Source organism: Deinococcus cellulosilyticus NBRC 106333 = KACC 11606 (genome assembly GCF_007990775.1).
Classification (GTDB): Bacteria; Deinococcota; Deinococci; order Deinococcales; family Deinococcaceae; genus Deinococcus_C; species Deinococcus_C cellulosilyticus.
This window is the reverse complement of sequence record NZ_BJXB01000007.1, coordinates 198,496-219,352: the sequence shown is the minus strand read 5'-3', so window position 1 is coordinate 219,352 and position 20,857 is coordinate 198,496. Positions and strand designations below refer to the sequence as shown.

Annotated in this window: 21 protein-coding genes; 14 read left to right on the top strand and 7 right to left on the bottom strand. The window is 55.3% G+C overall.

Annotated features, from left to right (window positions below):
* Window positions 1-129: 129 nt before the first annotated feature.
* A complete protein-coding gene (locus DC3_RS10005; protein ID WP_146884219.1) occupies window positions 130-336 on the bottom strand; it encodes a hypothetical protein in 207 nt (68 codons plus the stop codon).
* A 693-nt stretch (window positions 337-1,029) separates the two neighbouring features.
* On the opposite strand from DC3_RS10005, the gene DC3_RS10000 reads away from it, so the two are divergent.
* From DC3_RS10000 to DC3_RS09955, 10 genes are all read left to right on the top strand, one after another.
* A complete protein-coding gene (locus DC3_RS10000; protein WP_146884218.1) occupies window positions 1,030-2,913 on the top strand; it encodes a carbohydrate-binding protein in 1,884 nt (627 codons plus the stop codon).
* Between the two features lie 206 nt (window positions 2,914-3,119).
* A complete protein-coding gene (locus DC3_RS09995; protein ID WP_146884217.1) occupies window positions 3,120-4,229 on the top strand; it encodes a Gfo/Idh/MocA family protein in 1,110 nt (369 codons plus the stop codon).
* 31 nt (window positions 4,230-4,260) lie between these two features.
* A complete protein-coding gene (locus tag DC3_RS09990) occupies window positions 4,261-5,016 on the top strand; it encodes a sugar phosphate isomerase/epimerase family protein (protein ID WP_186815944.1) in 756 nt (251 codons plus the stop codon).
* 249 nt (window positions 5,017-5,265) lie between these two features.
* Complete coding sequence (locus DC3_RS09985; protein WP_146884215.1) at window positions 5,266-6,144, top strand: alpha/beta hydrolase; 879 nt, start codon at window positions 5,266-5,268, stop codon at window positions 6,142-6,144.
* Window positions 6,145-7,732: 1,588 nt separating this feature from the next.
* A complete protein-coding gene (locus tag DC3_RS09980) occupies window positions 7,733-9,094 on the top strand; it encodes a replication initiator protein A (protein WP_146884214.1) in 1,362 nt (453 codons plus the stop codon).
* A gap of 515 nt (window positions 9,095-9,609) precedes the next feature.
* On the top strand, window positions 9,610-9,933 hold the full coding sequence (locus tag DC3_RS09975; protein ID WP_146884213.1) for an ArsR/SmtB family transcription factor: 324 nt from the start codon (window positions 9,610-9,612) through the stop codon (window positions 9,931-9,933).
* The gene (locus tag DC3_RS09970; protein ID WP_146884212.1) at window positions 9,933-10,370 is read left to right on the top strand and encodes an SRPBCC family protein; all 438 of its coding nucleotides are present in this window, start codon (window positions 9,933-9,935) and stop codon (window positions 10,368-10,370) included. The genes DC3_RS09975 and DC3_RS09970 overlap by 1 nt, the downstream gene beginning before the upstream one ends.
* Window positions 10,371-10,459: 89 nt before the next feature.
* The gene (locus DC3_RS09965) at window positions 10,460-10,741 is read left to right on the top strand and encodes a VOC family protein (RefSeq protein ID WP_222594735.1); all 282 of its coding nucleotides are present in this window, start codon (window positions 10,460-10,462) and stop codon (window positions 10,739-10,741) included.
* Window positions 10,742-11,088: 347 nt separating this feature from the next.
* On the top strand, window positions 11,089-13,338 hold the full coding sequence (locus tag DC3_RS09960) for an ATP-binding cassette domain-containing protein (protein ID WP_146884211.1): 2,250 nt from the start codon (window positions 11,089-11,091) through the stop codon (window positions 13,336-13,338).
* Between the two features lie 457 nt (window positions 13,339-13,795).
* Window positions 13,796-14,503: a transglutaminase-like domain-containing protein gene (locus DC3_RS09955; protein WP_146884210.1), complete on the top strand. Its 708-nt coding sequence runs from the start codon at window positions 13,796-13,798 to the stop codon at window positions 14,501-14,503.
* 182 nt (window positions 14,504-14,685) lie between these two features.
* On the opposite strand, the gene DC3_RS09950 is transcribed toward DC3_RS09955, so the two are convergent.
* The 6 genes from DC3_RS09950 to DC3_RS09925 form a co-directional block, all read right to left on the bottom strand.
* A complete protein-coding gene (locus tag DC3_RS09950) occupies window positions 14,686-15,021 on the bottom strand; it encodes a hypothetical protein (protein ID WP_146884209.1) in 336 nt (111 codons plus the stop codon).
* Window positions 15,021-15,635, bottom strand: a complete 615-nt coding sequence (locus DC3_RS09945) for a ParA family protein (RefSeq protein WP_146884208.1) — start codon at window positions 15,633-15,635, stop codon at window positions 15,021-15,023. The genes DC3_RS09950 and DC3_RS09945 overlap by 1 nt, the downstream gene beginning before the upstream one ends.
* Before the next feature lie 240 nt (window positions 15,636-15,875).
* On the bottom strand, window positions 15,876-16,433 hold the full coding sequence (locus DC3_RS09940) for a hypothetical protein (RefSeq protein WP_146884207.1): 558 nt from the start codon (window positions 16,431-16,433) through the stop codon (window positions 15,876-15,878).
* Between the two features lie 29 nt (window positions 16,434-16,462).
* A complete protein-coding gene (locus DC3_RS09935) occupies window positions 16,463-16,798 on the bottom strand; it encodes a hypothetical protein (RefSeq protein ID WP_146884206.1) in 336 nt (111 codons plus the stop codon).
* 104 nt (window positions 16,799-16,902) lie between these two features.
* Complete coding sequence (locus tag DC3_RS09930; protein ID WP_146884205.1) at window positions 16,903-17,385, bottom strand: RrF2 family transcriptional regulator; 483 nt, start codon at window positions 17,383-17,385, stop codon at window positions 16,903-16,905.
* Between the two features lie 117 nt (window positions 17,386-17,502).
* Window positions 17,503-17,835, bottom strand: a complete 333-nt coding sequence (locus tag DC3_RS09925) for a hypothetical protein (RefSeq protein ID WP_146884204.1) — start codon at window positions 17,833-17,835, stop codon at window positions 17,503-17,505.
* Between the two features lie 290 nt (window positions 17,836-18,125).
* Between DC3_RS09925 and DC3_RS09920 the strand changes: the two genes are divergently transcribed.
* The 4 genes from DC3_RS09920 to DC3_RS29730 all read left to right on the top strand — a co-directional run bounded on the left by DC3_RS09920 (window position 18,126) and on the right by DC3_RS29730 (window position 20,855).
* Window positions 18,126-18,770 (top strand): HD domain-containing protein, encoded by a 645-nt coding sequence (locus DC3_RS09920; protein ID WP_186815943.1) that lies wholly within the window; start codon window positions 18,126-18,128, stop codon window positions 18,768-18,770.
* Window positions 18,771-18,876: 106 nt separating this feature from the next.
* Window positions 18,877-19,068 carry a hypothetical protein gene (locus DC3_RS09915; protein ID WP_146884202.1) on the top strand — a complete coding sequence of 64 codons (192 nt, stop codon included), beginning with the start codon at window positions 18,877-18,879 and terminating at the stop codon, window positions 19,066-19,068.
* Between the two features lie 203 nt (window positions 19,069-19,271).
* Window positions 19,272-19,793, top strand: a complete 522-nt coding sequence (locus DC3_RS09910) for a flavodoxin (protein ID WP_146884201.1) — start codon at window positions 19,272-19,274, stop codon at window positions 19,791-19,793.
* Between the two features lie 9 nt (window positions 19,794-19,802).
* Window positions 19,803-20,855, top strand: a complete 1,053-nt coding sequence (locus DC3_RS29730; protein WP_246130617.1) for a FecCD family ABC transporter permease — start codon at window positions 19,803-19,805, stop codon at window positions 20,853-20,855.
* Window positions 20,856-20,857 lie beyond the last annotated feature (2 nt).

The following is a 20,857-nucleotide window of genomic DNA, read 5'->3' as shown; positions in this document are numbered from 1 at the left end:
GAACGCCAGACTTCAAGGCACAGGTCTGGTAAACGTATACATGAAAAGAGGAAAACCTGGAAGACAGAAGGCTCCAGGTGAGTCCACCACGCAAAATCTTCAGATCTGCCTTCAGCTGGGCGAGTGGCATCAGGCTTTCACCTGTGCTGGTGAATCCTGGACAAGCCTTTCCGGAAGAATGAAGAAAGTGTCGCGCACGACATGAACGGATCCTTGCACTCTATCCAAAAATCCAGAATCGCTGTGCTGGTGAATTGCAAGGACGGCCATGGTTTCTTCCTCCTGAAAGCTTCTGCCTGAGTCTGCTGGATTCACTTTAGCACCTGAAAGTTCCATGGTCAATTAATTTAGTAAAATCCGGGCATGTCCCCACCAAAGCGATTTCTGCGTTCCAATGGTCGTTTTCCCAGTTTTTTAGATCCGGTCCAGATGTCAGCTTGTAAACGATTACATGGGGTTAATCCTGAAGTACTGGGGCTCCTTATAGTCAGACCCAGTCGTATTTTCACCCACCAGATCGATAGATCTGGATTCACTCGATCAAAAAATACTCACAGAAACCAGATGATTGTACTCGGTTCAATTTTCAGAAAATCCGCCCATCTTCAAAAGCATCAGGATGATCATTACGCTCCTTTAGAAAAACCCATCTGCTGTGAGCACAGCTCTCAAAAGAGCAAAAAATGTAGGCGCATACATTTGTTTTTTTGCCCGGAAGAACCACCAGCTTCTGCAGAACACCCTGCCCAGACACGATTTTACATTCCATTTCGAAAACCCTGTGGATTTTTCTCTGGTTCACACCCCATTTCCACTCTTGACAGGGTTTCGGAAACCCTGTACTTTCGGGGTACAGCTGAATCCCATCTCGACCATGCACCCTCCCGGTGCTTCTTCTCTTGCATCCCATCGGACACAGGGCTCCTGTGTCTGCCTGTTTGACTGGACCATCCCAGCATCCAGCCCTGCTGTCTTGCGGCAAAGCAGCACGGGTTGCCATGCCCTTGGAATTTTGATCTGGAGGCCTTCATGTACCTGTCCCCCAAAAGCACCCTCGCCGTTTTGACCGTCACCCTTGCCCTGAGCAGTTGCAACGGGATGACCACCCCCACTCCGGAAGTCCCCACCCCACCTGCCAGTGCAGTCAAGATGTGGCTCACCACCGGAGACCAGAACAGCCTGCTTGCCCCCCAGGCTGCACTTGCCTTCACCCGCGACGGCAATGAAACGTTCCCGACCATCACCGTGGATGATTCGCGCACCTATCAGCAGATGGAAGGGGTGGGCGCGGCCTTCACAGATTCCAGCGCCTACCTGATTTCGAAACTGCCTGCTGCTGCCCGCACCCAGCTCTTGAAAGACCTGTTTGACCACCAGACTGGAGCGGGGTTCGATTATGCCCGCCTTCCCATTGGGGCAAGTGATTTTTCACGCAGCCATTATTCTTTCAATGATCTGCCTGCCGGTCAGACCGACCCGAACCTTGAAAAATTCAGCATCCAGCATGACCAGGAATACATCATTCCGGTGATCAAAGGGGCTCTGGGGGTCAATCCACAGCTCAAGATCATGGCCTCTCCGTGGAGTGCACCTGGCTGGATGAAAACCACGGGCAGCCTGATCAAAGGTCAGCTGAAACCCGAGCATTACGGCACCTACGCCAACTACTTTGTGAAGTTCCTGCAGGCCTACCAGCAATCTGGAATCTCCATCGATGCGGTGACCCCACAGAATGAACCACACCATGAGGCAGACAACTACCCCGGAATGCGCATGGGGTCGGCTGATCAGGCGAAATTTGTCAGCCAGCACCTCTCCCCTGCCCTCAAAAAAGCCGGTTTCTCTGCCAAAATCATTGGCTGGGACCACAACTGGGACCAGTGGAACTACCCCATCGAACTGCTGAATGATCCGGCAGCCCGCGCAGCAGTGGATGGGATTGCGTTTCACTGTTATGGAGGGGATGTGTCCGCACAGAGCCAGGTGCACGACACCTTCCCGGGGAAGAGCATCTACTTCACCGAATGCTCTGGCGGGTTCTGGGCCACCAATTTCGGCGACAACCTGAAATGGAACGTGTCCAACCTGCTGATCGGGGCCACCCGCAACTGGGCCAAAACCGTGCTGCTGTGGAACCTTGCTCTGGATGAAAATGGTGCACCCCACACCGGTGGATGCGGAAATTGCCGGGGCGTGGTCACCATCCGCTCAGACAACCAGCAGGTCGAAAAGAACGTTGAGTATTACGTGCTGGGACACTACGGAAAAGCCGTGCGTCCAGGGGCCTTCCGCATTGACTCCAACACCTACAACATCGCGAGCAGCAACCTGCAGAGTGTGGCGTTCAGAAACCCCGATGGCAGCAAGGCCCTGATCGTCCTGAACAACAGCAGTGACAGCCTGACCTTCAAAATCAAGGAAAACGGGGACTCCTTTTACACCACCCTTCCCGCAGGTGCTGTTGCAACCTACACCTGGACAGGAAAAGGAAGCGACACCCCACCTCCACCTGCCCCTGCCAGGGACGCTTTCAAAACCATCCAGGCCGAGGCTTACAGCAGCATGAAAGGCATCCAGACGGAAGCCTGCACCGATGAAGGGACAGGACTGAACGTGGGCTACACCGACAATGGGGATCATCTGGTCTTCGACCGCATTGACTTTGGGGCCACCGGGGCCAAAGGGGTGGAGTTTCGTGTGGCCAGTGGCAGCAATGGGGGCACCATCCAGCTTCGCACTGGAAGTGAAGACGGTCCAGTGGTTGCAGAGGCCCAGGTCACCAACACCGGGGGATGGCAGAACTGGCAGACCGTGAAGGTCCCGGCCAACATTCCTGCCGGGGTGCAGAAACTCTATGTGGTGTTCTCAAAATCTGAAGGCATCAACCTGAACTGGTTCACCTTCACGAAGTGAACTGCAATATTGTGCAAAGAGGAGGCCTTCCCTGGCCTCTTCTTTGCCATTGCGGAAATTCCTGAAAGCTTTTCAAAGGGGAACTCCATGTGGCATGATCAATCTCTGGAACCTTGATTTTTAAAGCAGTTGTCTGATCACCTTGGCGAATCGATTCGACAAGAAGTGCAGACTGAGAGAAACCCCTCACCGATCAGGAGCACACCATGCAGAGAACCAGAGTGGGCGTCATTGGCTGTGGAGCCATCAGCAGCATCTACCTGCAGAACCTCACCCGCATGTTCGGGGTCACCGAAGTTGTCGCCGTGGCAGACCTGCGCCTCGAGATGGCCCAGAAACAGGCCGAAGCGTATGGCATCCCCAGGGCCTGCAGTGTTGAAGAGCTACTTGCGGACCCTGAAATTGAAATCGTCCTCAACCTCACCTCTCCAGCAGTCCATGCAGAGGTCAACCTGCAGATCCTTGATGCAGGCAAACACGTGTACACCGAAAAACCCTTTGCTCTGACCCTTGAGGACGCAGACCGCGTTCTGGACAGCGCCCACAAAAAAGGCTTCAGGGTGGGATGCGCCCCAGACACCTTCTTTGGGGCCGGGCTGCAAACCTGCCGCAAAATCATTGATGATGGCTGGATCGGCACCCCTTACGCCGCACACGGCCAGATCCTGATGGGCAATGCCTTTGATGGGATGCACCCCAACCACGCCAGCTTTTTCCAGTACGGCTGGGACCCAATTTTTGACATGGCTCCGTATTACCTGACCGCACTGGTGTTCCTCCTCGGTCCCATTGAGAGGGTCAGTGGGGCAGTTTCACAGACCCGGAAAGTCCACACTGTACAGAATCCCCATTCACCATTTTTCGGAGCGTCCGTCCCTGTTGAGGCCCCACAGCACGCCACCGCCACCCTGGAATTGCAAGGCGGGGTTCTGGCAAGCCTGCAGGCCGCCAAGGAAAGTTTCGGCTACAGCCCCAGGTTTGAAGTGTACGGGACAGAGGGCATCTTGCAGGTCCCAGACCCCAACATGTTCGGTGGTCCGATCCGGTTGCTGCAACCAGATGGCACCCTCAAGGAATTCCCATACTCACATGGGTTTTCAGAAAACAGCCGGGGGGTGGGCCTTGCAGACCTCAGTTACGCGGTGCGCTCTGGACGCCCGCACCGGGCCAGTGGTCACCTGGCCCGCCATGTGATCGAAGCCACCCTGGGGATCTTTGAATCCTCCAGGTCCGGGCAACGCATCACCCTCACTCCATTCCAGGACGTTCCTGCACCCCTCCCACTGGGCCTGAAACATGGCCGCCTTGATGACTGAAACCTCTTCCAACCACAGAAAGGATGATTCCATGCCCCGATTCCCTGTCGCCCTGCAACCCTACACCATCCGCGATCAACTTCAAGCCGACTTTCTGGGAGCCCTCAGCAAAGTTGCAGAGATTGGCTACACCGCACTGGAAATTGGTCCCCCTCCTGCTGAAATCAGCCTGGAAGACATGAAAGCCCACCTGCAACGTCTGAACGTGCAGGTGATGGGATGCCACGCCAGTGTGGAGCAACTCCAGACCAATCCTGAAAACATCATCTCCTTCCTCCACGAAATGGGAGGCAAATACGTGACCCTCTCCTACCGCTTCGAGAGCAAAGAAGAGGTGCTGGCCCGGGCAGCAGACTTCAATGCGATTGGCAGGCACCTGAAAGACAACGGGGTGCAGTTCCTGTACCACAACCACGACTGGGAATTCGTCAAGTTCGATGGTGAATATGCACTGGACCTGCTGCTGGCCCACACCGACCCGGACCTGGTGCAGATGGAACTGGATGTGTACTGGGTCGCCAAAGGCGGCGAGGACCCGGCAACCTACCTCAGGAAACTGCAGGATCGTTGCCCGGTGCTGCACATGAAGGACATGGAACCCGGAGCAGAGCAGTTCTTTGCAGAGGTGGGCGAAGGCATCCTTGACATGCCCGGCATCCTGCAGGTCGCTGAAGAGATAGGGGTGAAATGGCTGGTGGTGGAACAGGACCTGTCACGCCGCAATCCTTTTGAATCCATCCAGATCAGTCTGGAAAACCTCAAGAAAATGGAAGCTGTTCTGGTCTGAATCTGTTTTCTCAAGGGCAAGGCAGCAGGTCTCAACGTTTACGAGACCTGCTGCCTGTTTCCATGTTATTCTGCTTGCAGGTTTAAATCACCAATCACGAGCAGAAAATCTGCGTTATACACATGCCTTTCCCGAATATCCGGAAATTCAAAAATCCGAACCTCTAGATTTTTAGAGCTTCAAAAATGCAAACATCCAGAAATTCAGATCTCAGCGAGGAGCACCGTGGCCAGTCCCGAAAGCAGAACCATGAGACCCCAGCGTCAACCCCTGACCCAGAACCTCCCACCTCTTTCTCTGGAAGAAGAGCGCAGGCTGTGGGAGGAAGAAGCCCTCAAAAACCCACTGCCTTCAGGGATTCTGGTTGAACCCCTTGAAGATGGGGCACTGGTTGGAGAGCGCATCCAGCCCACTTCTGGTTTTTCTGGAACCATTCTGTACCTGCACGGGGGAGGTTTCTCCCAGGGCTCCAGCAAAACCCACCGTCATCTGGCGGCACTGCTGGCCCTGCACACCGGATGGCAAGTCCTCACTCTGGATTACCCACTTGCACCTGAGCATCCCTTCCCACAGGCCATCGATTTTACGGTTGAAGCTTACCAGCAGTTGCTTGTGACAGGTCACCCTCCATCCCAGGTCTGCTTTGCAGGAGATTCAGCAGGTGGTCAGATTGCTCTCTCTGCCCTGCTCAAAGCCCGTGACGAAGGGCTCAGGATTCCAGCCGGTGCATTTTTCATTTCCCCCTGGTTGGACCTCACCCTGTCTGGAGAGACCATGCTTTCTCTGGCAGAACTGGACCCCCTGGTCACCAGAGACGGCCTGCAAAAAGCAGCAGATGTTTATCTTCAGGATCATGACCCTCAGGACGATATGGCCTCTCCCCTGTTTGCTTCACTTTCTGGCCTTCCTCCCATGCTCTGCCTGGTGGGTGAGCATGAGGTGCTTCTGTCAGACAGCCTGACCCTTGCAGATCAGGCTTCTGAGGCAGCAGTCCAGTGTCTGATCAAGACCTACCCTGAGATGTGGCACGTCTGGCCCGCCTGGGGAGAGGGGTTGCCTGAGGCTGTGCAGGCCTTTAAGGACGTTCAGGCATTTCTGGAATCTGTGTGCCTGGAAGATGGTTGCTGATCAGGATTTGATTGTCCACTAAAATCCATCAGGTTCCATCAGAAACTCTGGTTTCTCCTTTCAGGACAGCCAGAATTTCAATGAAGCTTCAAAAATTTAAAAAATCAGAAATTCAAATTTTTGGAGCTTCAAAGCTTCGAACTTTCGGTCACGCTGGACTGGTGATGAGCGGCAGATCAGAATGCAGGAGACACTCCAACCTTTAAACCACCTCACATGATCGCCGATGCAAACCATCAACAATGCCTCCTGGAAGAACGAAAACCAGTTTGGAGACTCAAATCTCTGAGCATTCGAATTTCCAAATTTTTGGAGTTCTGAAATTTCAGAGCTTTGAATTTTTGTTATTCACTGTGGACAACTTGAGGGATGGCATCACACCCTCTGTGAGGCCACTCCCCTTCGTTCCCAGGTGCCTGAGAAGTTCACCAGACTGCCTTCAAACCAAACGCTCTGGGCCAAAAGCAGAAAACTGGGGTCTTCACTCACAGGTCTTTTCATCCCAGTGACGCCCAGAATCGTTTGTAAGGGCCTTGTAACCGCTCAGGGGTACTTGGATACCCTTTTGGAATTTTGACAGGCTTTAAAGACGATTCTGGATTGTCATGGCCTGGTGGCTTTGAGAACCGAGGTGGAGTTTCACTCCTGACCCAGGCAATGGGCCCTGCTGCAACTACCGACGCAAGGCTGGAATCCATGATTTACGTTCTGGACGGCAAGTTCTCCCATTTCAAGGCCATCAAGGACTCACGTGCAACCTGGTCAATTTGCAAAAAAATCCCCAGAAAACTGCACAATTAAGCCCCTTCTCAGGCTTTCAATCACCCCACAGGTCACGTGCAACCTGGTCAATTTGCCCCAGAAATCGCCCAGGTCCAGGGACGTTGCAGGCCGGAAAACCAAACCTGTAAACACCAAAAGCCTGCTGGAAAATCACACGGAATCAGATGTTTTCACTTCTCCAGGACGCGAAAACCTTAAAACACCACACCTGTCCTCAAGGCAAAAACCATCGCTCTGGTCTCACGTGCAACGTGGTCAATTGGTCCTCAAAAACACCCAGAGGTCACGTGCAACCTGGTCAATTCGGGGTTTTTTGCGGTAAGGATGGACGGGTTTTCTGGGTCACGTGCAACCTGGTCAATTGTCCTGATGGGTCACGTGCAACCTGGTCAATTCAGGTCACGTGCAACCTGGTCAAAACAGGGTTTTCCATTGTGCTGGCGAAGCAACAGGCCGGGTCACGTGCAACCTGGTCAATTTGCCCCAAAAAACCCTCAAAAGTCACGTGCAACCTGGTCAATTGCCCTGAAGAGGGTCACGTGCAACCTGGTCAATTGGAGGCTGCAGGTCACGTGCAACCTGGTCAATTGGTCACGTGCAACCTGGTCAATTCCAAAGTGATTTGCTTACAAAGTCACGTGCAACCTGGTCAATTGGTCACGTGCAACCTGGTCAATTGGGGGGCAAAAGTCACGTGCAACCTGGTCAAAGTAGGCTTTTTTTGATGTACTGCACGGGGTCCAGCTGATGATGATATATCATTCAGTTCATAAATAAAAAGAAAAATACTATAAAATCATCATCAATGACCAGGGACGAAAACGCCAGCAAAGACAAACACTCCCCGGACGAACTGAACATCTCGCGCCTCGGTCTGATCAGTGCCCAGCGCCAGGTGGCGGATGATTTCAAGAACTGGGACATGGATTTTGAGCTTGATGGTCAACCCATGAAAGTCACCTGCGAATCTCCTACCACTGTCCCACACGGCGTGGACACTGAAATCTACCTGTCATTGATCAAAAGGTTCATTGATGAGGGGGCCCCGGATGATGGGCGTTTCACCGTGACCCCCAGAGAGCTTCTGATGGCTTCAGGCATTGAGCCCAACTCCCGGGCCTACCAGATGCTCAAAGTCAGCCTCAATCGGCTGTACAAGGCTTCCTACACGATTGAGCGGGCCTGGCGTGACCACCTCGGAAAACGCTGGGTGACGGTCCACTTCAGGCACCTGGACGCCCTGACCTACACCAAAAACGAGGACCACCACCTGGACAGTGCCTCGGTGATTCAGGTGGGGCTCCCCAAGCAGATTGTGCATTCCATTCACTCCGGTTACCTGAACCCCCTCAACTCCCGGATTCTGGACCAGCTTTCCCAGCCCACCAGCAAAGCCCTGTACCGCCAGCTGGAAGCCAAACGCAGGGACCCGGAAACCCTGGAAATCATTCACTACCGGCTGGATTTCTCGCTGGTGGAGTGGGGGGTGTTGTGTCACCTGTCGGACCTGACCCCCACCAAAATTCGCCGCAGCCTGCAATCTGCCCACGATGAGCTCAAATCCGTGGGTTACCTGAAGGACATTGCGTTTCAGGGAAGAGGGCAGCAGCAGAGGATCATCTATGAGTTTCCCCAGGGGCAGCAGGATGCGCTGGAAGCCACCACATTGCTCTCCGAATTGGTGGCGAGGGGAATGACCCAGGGCTTTGCTCGCACGGCCATCCAGCAGTATCCTGGGCGAATTCAGCAGGCCATTGAGCGTTTTGACCAGCTCAAACAGATGGGTTACCAGATGAGCCGCCCCGGGGCCCTCCTGATGAACATCATCAAAAACCCTGAAAACTACGCTTCAGATGACTTGCCCATGCCCACCAAACCCAGCAGGGGTCGCAAAACCACCGAAAAGGCCTCGAAGGCAAGAGCAGAAACCCGGCAACCTGAAGCAGAGCCGACCCTGCCCCCTTCCCCCGAACAGCAGCTGAAAACCCTGACCTTGCTGCTCAAAAACGACCTGAGTGTGCCTGAAAAAGACCTGCTCAACCGCGCCATCGAGAACCAGTTGCTGAACCTCGAAGATCTGCTTCAAAGGCTGATGACAGCCATGTACGAGAACAAGAAACCCGATTTTGTGAATGACCTGCGCATCACCCTGATGACCACCGGTTGAGGGGAGCAGGCCTGTTGGATGCTCTGCTGCCCTCTGAAATTTCAGCAATTTGAACACCTAAAGCTCTGGATTTTTGAAGCTCTGAAAATCTGAGCGTTGTTTTTCTGGGTGTCGTATGGGATCGTCTGGAACCAATAACCAGATTGAAGCTCTGAAAAGTTGCAGCTCCGAAAAGCCAGATTTCTGAAACTCCAGGCAATTGAAAATTCAGAATTTTGAAGCTCTGTAAATGAGGTGATGTCCCGGAAGACGGTCTGGATGATTGTCTGAACTCGCAAAAAACCATGTGTCAGACGAGCTGCGGGTTTCATCGGTTTATTTATGAAGCTCTGGAATTCCAGAGCTTTGACAGTTCAGTGCGGCCAAAATTCTGGAAGTTTGAATGTCTGAGATTTTGGAGCTGCGAAAATTCAATGTCATTGTTCCTGGTACTGCACCATTTCCAGTGGGGAGTTGAGGTCCATGGTGCTCCCGATAAGCTTGACAATTCATAACCATTCGGTTATGATTCTTGTGTGGACGCTACACCGACAGCACAGTTTCATGCCCTTGCAGATCCCACCCGAAGAGGCATCTTCGAGCAACTCCTGCGGGAAGGGGAGCAGACGGTCCGCCACCTCACCGATCAGGCAGGGGTTTCACAGCCTGCCGTGTCCAAGCACCTCAAAACCCTCAAGGAAGCCGGATTGGTGATCGACCACCCCCGGGGCCGGGAAACCCATTACCAGGCCACCCCGGAGGGCCTCACCCCGATTTTCAACTGGGTGCAACAGTACGCTGTTTACTGGCAGGGTCGCCTGGATGCACTCGAAGATGTGCTGGACAGGATGGAGGACTGATGGAGCCCCTCTCACCCTCCCAGGCCATCGTGATTGACCGCTACCTGTCCCACGCCCCCGAGAAAGTCTGGCGTGCCCTCACCGAAAAAGATTTGCTCTCCCAGTGGTTGATGACCAATGATTTTCAACCCATTGTGGGGCACCACTTCCATTTGCGGCGTGCCCCAATGCCCCACTGGGATGGGGTGGTGAAGTGTGAGGTGCTGGAAGTGAACCCTCCCCATCACCTTTCCTACCGCTGGAACACCGAATGGGAAAGCCAGCCTGAATTGAACACTGTTGTCCGGTGGACCCTGACCCCGGATGGAGCAGGCACCCTCCTGCGCATGGAGCAAACGGGCTTCCAGGCCACGCAGTTGCACAACCGCAATGGGGCCGAGTATGGCTGGTCGGGCTTCCTGACAAAACTGGATTCCCTGCTGGGCGAACTGGAATAGCCCCCTCCACAAAAAAGCACTGACCTTGATCCGCTCGCAAGAACCGGACGTCCCCATTCACAGCCCCCATTCAGCGAAGGAGAAAAACCATGACTGGAATCACCACCATCATCTATCCTGTGAAAAACCTCGATCAGGCCAAAAACATCTTCGGTGCACTCCTTGGCGTTGATCCTTATGCCGATGCACCTTACTACGTCGGGTACAAAGTCAACGATCAGGACATCGGTCTTGACCCCAATGGCCACAAGTACGGCATGACGGGTCCCGTGTGCTTTGTGAACGTGACCGACATCCACAGCCACCTGCAATCCTTGCTGGATGCTGGAGCCACCCAGGTGCAGGGGGTGCGGGATGTGGGTGGAAACTGATTGCCTCTGTCAGGGATGCAGACGGCAACATGCTGGGCCTGATGCAGACCCTTTGATGTGCGGAGCAAAACGATCGCGTTTCCAAACCCGGACCACCCACGCCAGGGGCAGGTGGTCCGGGTTTGGAAAACAGTCGAGGCTGCCCATAGGGCTTTGTGCTGATGCTGAGATCAGCCGTTGTGCGCAGGTGCACCACAGGGACACTGTTGTATGTTCGGAGATGTTCGTTTGATTTAGGGATTCAGCAAGCTCCTTTTGAGCCATCAGGTCAGCAAGGCGTTCTGGTTTCATTCCTGCTCCGGGTTTGACACGTGTCCCAGGGCAGCCTCTTCACAGGAGTCCACTGCATGAGCCATGCTTTCATTGAGATTCACGGTGCCCGCGAAAACAACCTCAAGAATGTCAGTTTGCGCATCCCCAAAGAGAAGATCACGGTTTTCACCGGAGTGTCCGGATCGGGGAAATCGTCTCTGGTGTTCGACACCATCGCTGCCGAGGCCCAGCGGCAACTCAACGAGACGTTCACTGCATTTGCCCAGGGATTCCTGCCCCATTACGGGCAACCCGATGTGGATCGCATCGAGCACCTGAATGCCCCGATCATCATCGACCAGAAGCGTGTGGGAGGGGGCTCCAGATCGACAGTCGGGACCTACACGGACATCGCCTCATTCTTGCGGGTGCTGTTTTCGAGGGTGGGACAGCCCCATGTGGGTGCAGCCTTCCGGTTTTCATTCAACACCCCGCAGGGCATGTGCCCGGAGTGCGAGGGCATCGGGAAAACCGTGCAGATCGACCTTGACAAGTTTCTGGACCGCAGCAAATCCCTGAATCAGGGAGCGATCTTGCACCCGGATTTCAAGGTGGGCAAGTGGATGTGGAAGGTGTATGCCCAGTCGGGCTTTTTCGACAACGACAAACCCCTGGAGCAGTACAGTGACGAGGAAATGCAGATCCTGCTGTATGGGGCAGGTGGCCGCAAAGTGTCCTTTTCGGATTTCAACCTGACCTACCTGGGCCTGATGGAGCGTTTCACCAAGAAAGACAGTGCCACCATGTCCGAGCGCAACCGGGCGGTGTTTGAGCAGTTCACCACCACCCTGACCTGCCCGGTGTGCCATGGTCAGAGGCTCAACCAGGAAGCCCTGGCCTGCAAGATTGATGGTCGCAACATCGCAGAGCTTTCTGATCTGGAGAGCGTGGCCCTGGTGGAATTTCTCAAAAGACTGGATGATCCGGTGGCACGGCGGGTTGCAGACAAACTCATTGAGCGACTCGAACATCTGGTGGACATCGGCCTGGGTTACCTGAGCCTGAGCCGTGAAACAGCCACCCTGTCTGGAGGGGAATCCCAGCGCATCAAAATGGTGCGGCACCTTGGAAACAGCCTCACCAACATGCTTTACATCCTGGATGAACCCAGTGTGGGTCTGCATGCAAGGGATGTGGGACGCCTCAATGGCCTCCTGCGCAAACTGTGTGACAAGGGCAACACCGTGCTGGTGGTCGAGCATGACCCGGATGTCATTCGAATTGCAGACCACATTGTGGACATGGGACCCGCAGCAGGCACCCATGGGGGAGAGGTGGTCTTTGAAGGGACTTATGAGGCCCTCAAGACCTCTGGGACCCTCACTGGACGGCATCTGGGGCAGCACCTCCCCATCAAGCAAAAGGGGCGGCCTCCCACAGGATGGATGACTGTGGAACATGCCACCCTGCACAACCTCAAAGACGTGACCGTGCAGATCCCCACAGGGGTGCTGACGGTGGTGACGGGGGTTGCAGGTTCGGGGAAAAGCACCCTGATCAACGACATTTTTGTGGAGCAGCACCCGGATGCAGTGGTCATCGACCAGTCCAGGGTGGGAGCCAACAGCCGTTCTGCCCCGGCCACCTACACAGGCATCATGGACGAGATCCGCAAATCCTTCGCAAAGGCCAGCGGTGCCCCGGCCTCCCTTTTCAGTTTCAACTCGGAAGGCAGTTGCCCGAACTGCAACGGTCTGGGTGTGGTTTACACCGATCTGGCCTTCATGGAGGGCATTTCCACCCCCTGTGAGGTCTGTGAGGGCAAACGCTACAAAGCTGAAGTGCTCATCCACACCCTGCGCGGCAAAACCATCAGTGACGTGCTGGACATGACCGTGGAAGAAGCCGTTCCCTTTTTCACCGAGAAGAAAATCCAGCCGGTGCTGCAGGCCCTGTTCGATGTGGGCCTCTCCTACCTGAAACTCGGGCAGCCTTTGAGCACCCTGTCTGGCGGTGAAGGCCAGCGACTGAAACTCGCCACCGAACTGCACAAGCAGGGCAGCATCTACGTGATGGACGAACCCACAACAGGCCTTCACCTTTCGGACATCGGACTGATCATGAAGATCATTGACCGGCTTGTGGATGCCGGAAACAGTGTGATCCTGATTGAACACCACCTGGACGTGATCCGCCAGGCTGACTGGATCATTGACCTTGGCCCGGAAGGTGGGAGCGGTGGGGGAGAGGTGCTGTTTTCTGGACCTCCCGGCAAGCTTCAAGATGAACCGCGCTCCATCACAGGAAGGTTCATCGGGCCGCCTGTTCAGGAGATGTCCATTTGATGCTTTGAGCTTCAGCCAGACCTCCCGAGAAAGGACCAGGAGGGCAGTTTGTTTGTCCTCCTTCCAGGGGCTCCCTGGATTGGACCTGTCACCAGAAATGCACCCCTGCCAGTATGCTTTGAGAGCAGACACCTCCTGAAATGGTGTTGTCCATCAGGAGCAATCGGGTGGTTGCACTCCTGACCAGTTTCAGACGTGTGGGTTTGCAAGTGCGCCTGTGAGCATGAGGGCACGGGTGAAACGAGACTCTTCTGGTTGACGTGATTTTCGTCCACCAAACACATGACCCGACAAGGGATTTCCGGCAACCTTCAGCCCTGTCATCTTGTTCACAGGACCATCGGATGACTGCCTTTATCAGTGGAATGAGAGGCCTCAAAAGAAGCCTCTCATTCCAGAACCCCCAACTTCTGCTGGCAACCCCTTGTTTTTCTGACAGATGCTCTAAAATCAAGGCATGGAGCACCCCCACCTGAAAGCCACCAGAATTCTGGACTTTCACATGCCAGACGTTCAGGAACTGCTGAAGTCTGTTCCGCAGACAGGCTCCAGCAGAGTGGACCTGCAACTTGCCCATCAGGCCATCGCTGAGCAGGTCCTTCCCATCTACACCGTCCATGAATGGCAACCTGCTTCTGTCACACTGCGCAAGGGCAAGGGATCTTGCAGCCAGCGCATTGCCTGCCTGGAAGCTTTTGCCCGGGCCCGCAACATTCCCACCCGTGTTCGTGCCCTCTGGGTGTCTGGAACGTTCTGGAATGCACGTTTCCCCTGGACAAAATGGGCAATCCCCCGCCGGATTCTGCTGATCTGGCCTCAATTCGGGCTGGAAGAGGGGTGGCTGGATCTGGATGAACTGTATGCCAGCACAGAACAGCGCATCTCAGAACAGGCCCCCGCATTCAGCAACACTGGCGAGACCCTCTTTGAAGCCCTCACCCACAGCAACATGGACTTTCTGGGAAAAGGCTGTGAAGCCGGACTCTGCCCTCTGGACCAGAGCCTCTCCAGATTTGTGCTGGAGCAGGGAAAATGGTATGCCTGCAGAGATGACCTCCTGACAGAACTGGGCTCTTTCCAGGATTCGTTGCGGGGACGCATGTTCGAGTGGATCTATGGACAGAGGCCCAGTGTGGTCTCTCAGCCCAGCAAACCTGCTGGCTGACTCACGGAACCAGATTGCTGGCCCTTAAGACCTCGCAGCAGCAAGGGCCTTTTGGGGTGCCATGAGGGAGAGCGCAGGGATACGCGGGTCTGGCCTCCCTCTTCCTGCAGGGTGGGTGACAGAAGAAAAGTCACAGCACATGCTGTGACTGGAGCTCCAGAAATCTGAATTTTAACGACCCTTTAGAGCTTCACTTTTCCAGCGGTCCACAACTTCAGCAGGCCATTGACCACTTCTGAAACATCACGGGTCTTGCCTTCTTGCAGCAGTTTGACCTGTGCATCGAGCAGCACGGATTTTTCGACATAGAAGGTGGTTCCGGTGAAGGTGGGATCACTGCGTTTGCCCTCGGGACGGCCCCGTTTTCTTCTGGGTTCTGCAGCAGGGATTGAACTGGCTGGAGCAGGCTCAGCCAGGACAGGCTCAGGTGCAGCAGGGGTTTGTGCTGCCTCCAGGGTCACTTCGGGCTCTGCTTCCGGGCTTTCAATGATTTTTTTCAGGTTGGCGAACCGGGACATCAGGCTTCCTCCAGCAAGGCCAGAACTTCACGGGTGACCTGCTCGTAATCCAGCCAGGCGTTTTTGGCCTGCGCACTCTTGACCTGCACCACCGGAACCTGAGAGGCACTGGCATCCCGGAAAGCTTTGGTCAGGCGCACGTGGGCCGAAAGCAGGGGGAAGCCTTCGGATTGCAGGAAGGTGCGGGCTTCTTCGCCTTCCTTGCTGGGGTGAGGGGGGATCATGGTGAGAAGCCCCCGGTAGTTGCTGGCCCCCACCTTCTGCAGGGTCTGGGCAGTTTCCAGAAGCACCTGCAGGGACATGGCTTCGGGGGTGGTGGGAAGGATGAGCAAGGTGCTGGCTTCTGCGAGGTCACGCACTTCGTCAGGGCTGGGGCGTGCTGCAGAGTCTATCACCATGTACTCGTAGCCCTGGTTCATGTGCCGGGGCACCTGTTTTTCGCTGATGGTGGTGGGGGCAAGGTGACCAGAGGAAGCCCACCCCAGGGTGTTGCGGTTGGCGTCTCCGTCCACGAGCAGGGTTTTGCCTTTTCTGGAGAGGGCCTGGGCCAGGTGTACGGCGGTGGTGGTTTTGCCCACGCCACCTTTGAATCCGAGAACGGTGATGACTTTCATGGACCTCCATTTTTGAAGCTCTAAAAATCTGAAAATCTGGATTTTTAGAGGTGTGAAGCTGTAAACATTCGTGCACAGCATAACAGGTTGAGGGCATGCTGTGCAAGGAAAAGTCAGATGTTTGAAATTCTGGATTTTTGAAGCTCTGAAAATCTGGAAATAAAACCTGTGTTGAAAACTGCTGTCGGCCTGTTGTGCTGTGCACAATCTGGGATCTGATGCAAAGCACAGGGCTTGATCTCAGGGATGGTTCTGGCTGTAAGCCCAGGGATACACCTGTTTCAGGACCTCTGCCGTGCGGATCAGAAGTTGCCTTTCGAGATCCTGCATGTACCTCTTGCCCAGATTTCCCAGACCATGGCGGTGCTGGTGGCGCTGAGCATCCCGAAAGTGGTAACCCCAGACCACCAGACGCAAAGGCACCTGTTCTATTGCGGCCAGATGCTCAACCTGCTGTGGGCTCAGGATGTTTCGCAGATGCCCTGCGGAAAAAGCCTGCACATGTGCCTGAATGTCCTGCACCCGCTTCTGATGCCGTTTTTCGCGCGCTCTGGCAGCACGCTCCTGTGCCACGATGGACTTTTCAAGGAGTTCAGCGAAGACCGTCCCTGTTTCTGCTTCCCGAACACGCTCTTCCAGATAGAGATGGACGGGTCTGGACCCCTGTGGGCTCCTGCGATGCATGAGGGCATCAGGCGTGGGCAGCAACTGCTGGATCATGCGTTCCGACCATCCCCGTCCTCTCAGGTCATCGGAGGTGAGCAGGGGTTCCTGATCCGTGTGCATGGTGCCTTTCATGGTACAACAGCTTGGTTGGAAATCCTGACTCAAAGGGTTTCATAGGCCCGGTAGATCAGATGGGCCAGTTCATTGCAACATCCCGGCCTGGTGTTGTCGATGGTGTGCAGATCGGTGAGCGCCAACTGCACGAGTTCCAGGGCCTTCCAGCGTCCGGTGGCCCAGTTGCGGTGGGTCATGCGTTTGCTGCCCAGTTGACCAAAGGGCTGGTCATCGTCAGGTTGTCGGGTGTAGGGCCGGATGTGCCAGTAGGCGCGCCGCAGGCCCTGAATGGCATGGGCATGGCCTTCCTGTGCGGTGCTGTGCCCCAGCATCCACAGGCAACGGTCCAGTTCTTTCTGGCACTGCTCAAAATCGTGCATCACTGAATTGATGATACACAATTTCACTTATAACATATTGAGCGAAATCACCAGAAAGCGGCCAGAACAGCACAGCAACCTTCATTGTTGGTCTTGCAATGACCGTTTCAGTGGGTTCCAGAAGACTTCAGGGTGTCCACCAGAGGAGGCTGATCCTCCAGTTGAATCAGCTTCTGGTGGTCGAGTTCGATGCTCTCCCGGATCAGGTCAGCGAGGGTGGTCTGGCCCAGCACCCTTTTGACTGCGGCGTCCACTTTGCGCCACAGGCTTTCGGTGGCACACTGTCCGGTCTGTCCACAGCTGTCTGCATCGTCCAGACAGCTCACAGAGGTGAGGCTCCCTTCCATGGCGAGCACCACCTCATAAGCCAGGATGTCTGAAGCAGGACGGGCAATCTGGTAGCCGCCATTTACGCCCCTGATGCTTTGCAGAAACCCTGCTTTGCGCAGGCTGGAGGCAATCTGCTCCAGATAATGCAGGCTGATGTCCTGCACTGCAGCCACGTCCTTGAGGGCCACCCACTGCCCGGGTTTTTTGCCGATTTCAATCAGGGCCCGCAGCCCGTACTGTGCTTTGGTGGAAATCCACATGGTCAGGCCCTCCCACAAGAAGGGTTCAAAAAGATGGGGTTGATTGCAGAGGGCATGTGGTTCCTTTCAAATTCTGGGTGAAGTGGGCGTTTCAGATCGTGCATGGAAAAGGTCCTTTCAACTGAGGAAACGCGGAGAAGGAGAGACCGTTTCATGAAGCACAAGGCTTCCGCGCTGGAAGAGTTGTGAGAACGTCTCCCAGTCCCGCTGCTGAATCAGCATTCCTCCCTGACGGAACCACACCCGGATGCCCTGTGGGGTGGGAGAGAGCTCGAGCTCAGGCGAGAGAAACACCTCAGGTTGCTCAAAGGCCGAGAGGGTGCGCTGGATCTGCTCAAACTGGGAACGCAGGAGTTGCACCTGGGTGTGGTCCCATTGCACAAAAACCACTTCGTGCACGCACATGGTGATCTGGCGCAGAGGACTGAATTGACACAGTACTGTTTTCACCTGACACATTTCTGGGGGTTCCTTTCCTGCCCATTCAGCCTGGGTGTTATGCAGGCAGCAGTGAATGACTAAAGTTGACAAAAATAATCGGAATTGTCAAGTTTAATGTTTCTCGATGGCTTCCAATGAATCAACATCCCAGGATGGCACCTGGGTCCTCCGAAGCCTCTGAGCAACAGATTTTTCAGAGATGCGCAGAGCAAACCTCAGGAATTGCATGGCGAAATCAACAGGCACCTGCTACCCTGCTGAGACCCCTGATGTGGTGTCCCTGTCTTCTGGAGGTGTTCATGACTGTGCTGACCGAGCGTTTTGCCAGAGCCGTTTCCTACACCCTGCAAAAGCACCAGCATCACACCCGCAAACAGTCAGAGGTGCCTTATTTCACCCACCTGATGGGGGTGAGCAGTGTGGTTCTGGAATATGGCGGCAACGAAGACCAGGCCATTGCGGGCCTCCTGCATGACACCCTGGAAGACATCAGCGGAGACCTTGCAGAAGAAATAAAAAAACGCTTTGGGCAGAAGGTGCTGGAGGTGGTGCTGGGTTGCACCGACGCCAGCCGGGAACAGCGGGACCTGATGGGTCGCAAAGCGAGCTGGTATGACCGCAAAGAGGGCATCATTGCGGGTCTGGCCACCAAGCCTGAGGACGTGCTGCTGGTGGCTGTGGCAGACAAATACCACAACGCCAGAAACCTGCTGGAAAACACCCTGGTGCTTGGTGACGCTTTCTGGGAAAGGTTCAACGCTGGAAAAAGCCCCACGTTGTGGTATTACCGCAGGTTGACCGAAACCCTGTTGTCCCTGCCTGCCAAAGGCCAGGGGATCATGCACCTGATCCAGGTCTTTTTCCACATCACCCGTGACCTCGAGCAGGTGAATGGTGTTTCTGAGATCCCCACAGAACAGCTGAAAGTACCTCTGGAAGACTGAAATCAGGTGTATTCCCCAGCAATCCACTCAGAATGGTGCGTTGAAAGGGCTGTGCTCTACCGCTACCTTGAAGGGTGAGGATGGGTGTCCTCGGAAGGAGTTCAACATGCAAACGGTATCCTGTGGGAACTGCAAACACTGGGAACACGAGCCACAAGCCCATGTGGGCATCTGTGAACTGACCACTCCCGAACACAAGGACGATTCGCTGGCTTTTGTGCAGCTGGAAAGCGAGATGAACCACGCTGCCCTGATGACCCGTGAGGAGTTCAGCTGCAACCAGTACGAAACAGCCTGACCACTCCAGCCGACACCTCAATCCCGAGTTGACAGCTCGGGATTGTTCTTTTATATTGGCATCACTAATCCTGATTAAAATGATCGGATTAGAAAAGATTGCTTGCACCCGATCAGGCCAGCACGCTGCGGCACACCCGAGGCCGACCTCCTTCCTTGTGTGTGCTGGCCTGATCCTGTGGTGAATGGGCAGGAGGAAGTTCCATGAACGTCGGCATTTTCTACGGATCAAGTTACGGCAACACCGAACAGGCGGCCAGGGCCGTTGCACAGCAACTGGAACACAAAGCAGGAGCCACAGTCGAGGTCATCGACGTGAGCCGCAAGGAACTGGCCCGCATGCAGGATTTTGACCTCATTCTCATTGGCTGCTCCACCTGGCACATTGGAGACCTGCAAGACGACTGGGACAGTGCGCTCACCGACCTGCGCCAACTCGACCTGACGGGAAAAACGGTTGCCCTGTTCGGTGCGGGAGACCAGTACACCTATGCGGACACCTTCCAGGACGCCCTGGGCATTCTGGCCGAAGAATTTGAAAAGATCGGGGCCACCCTCGTCGGTTTCACCAGCGTGGAAGGCTATGAACACGTGGGATCACGCGGACAGCGGGGAGAGTGTTTCGTGGGACTGGCCCTGGATTACGACAACCAGGAAGACCTGAACGATGAACGCATCGACCGCTGGACCACCCAGATCCTCAGCGAATGCGCCGTTCCTGCCTGAAGCAGAACCATGACCACCCTCACTGCTTCCGCACCACACAAACGCCAGAAATTGCCTGCCCTGCTGATTCTGCCGCTTCTGCTTGTTTCCAGCCTGATCCTTGCCATTGGCACAGGGGCAGTCAGCATTTCACCCCTGCAGGTGATTTCCATCTTCCTGACCGACCTGGGGCTCTCTCCGCTGGTGGCTTTTGAAGACCAGCAGGCTGCTGTTCTACACGCCATCCGCCTGCCGAGGGTGCTGCTGGGTGCCCTGATGGGCGCAGCCCTGGCCGTGTGTGGTGCCGCCATGCAGGGGCTCTTTCGCAACCCGCTGGCCGATCCGGGATTGCTGGGCATTTCCAGCGGAGCGTCTCTGGCGGTGGCGGGTACAGTGGTGCTGGGCCTCCACAGTTTTGGGCTCTACTCCCTGCAGGTGGCTGCTTTCGTGGGCAGCATGGTCACCACTGCAGTGATCTACCTGCTCTCCCAGGAGCAGGGTCGGGTGAATGTGATGGCGATGCTGCTCTCTGGAATTGCCATCAATGCCCTGTGCGGGGCCGGAACAGGCCTGTTCACCTTTCTGTCCACCGATGAGCAGTTGAAAAGCATCACCTTCTGGCAACTGGGATCGCTGGGCGGAGCCACCTGGGAAACCCTGATGGTCGCCACACCTTTTTTGCTGATCAGTGTGATGCTGATGCCCTTCCTGGCCAGCAGCTTCAATGCCCTTTCCCTCGGAGAGCAGGGGGCCCGTCACCTGGGGATTCCAGTGGATGCCCTCAAATGGGTCATCGTCACCCTGGTGGCCCTCGGAGTGGGGGCAGGGGTGGCTGTGTCCGGCATGATTGGTTTTGTGGGCCTCACGGTGCCCCACCTGATCCGGCTCTGGCTTGGACCCAACCACAGGGTGCTCTTTCCTGCATCTGCCCTGCTTGGAGCGTCTTTGCTGGTTCTCGCGGACCTCGCTGCCCGCACCATCGCCATTCCCGCAGAGGTGCCCATCGGCATTGTCACTGCACTGATCGGGGCTCCTTTCTTCCTGTACCTGCTCAACACCACCCGCAAGGCAGGAAAACTGTGAGT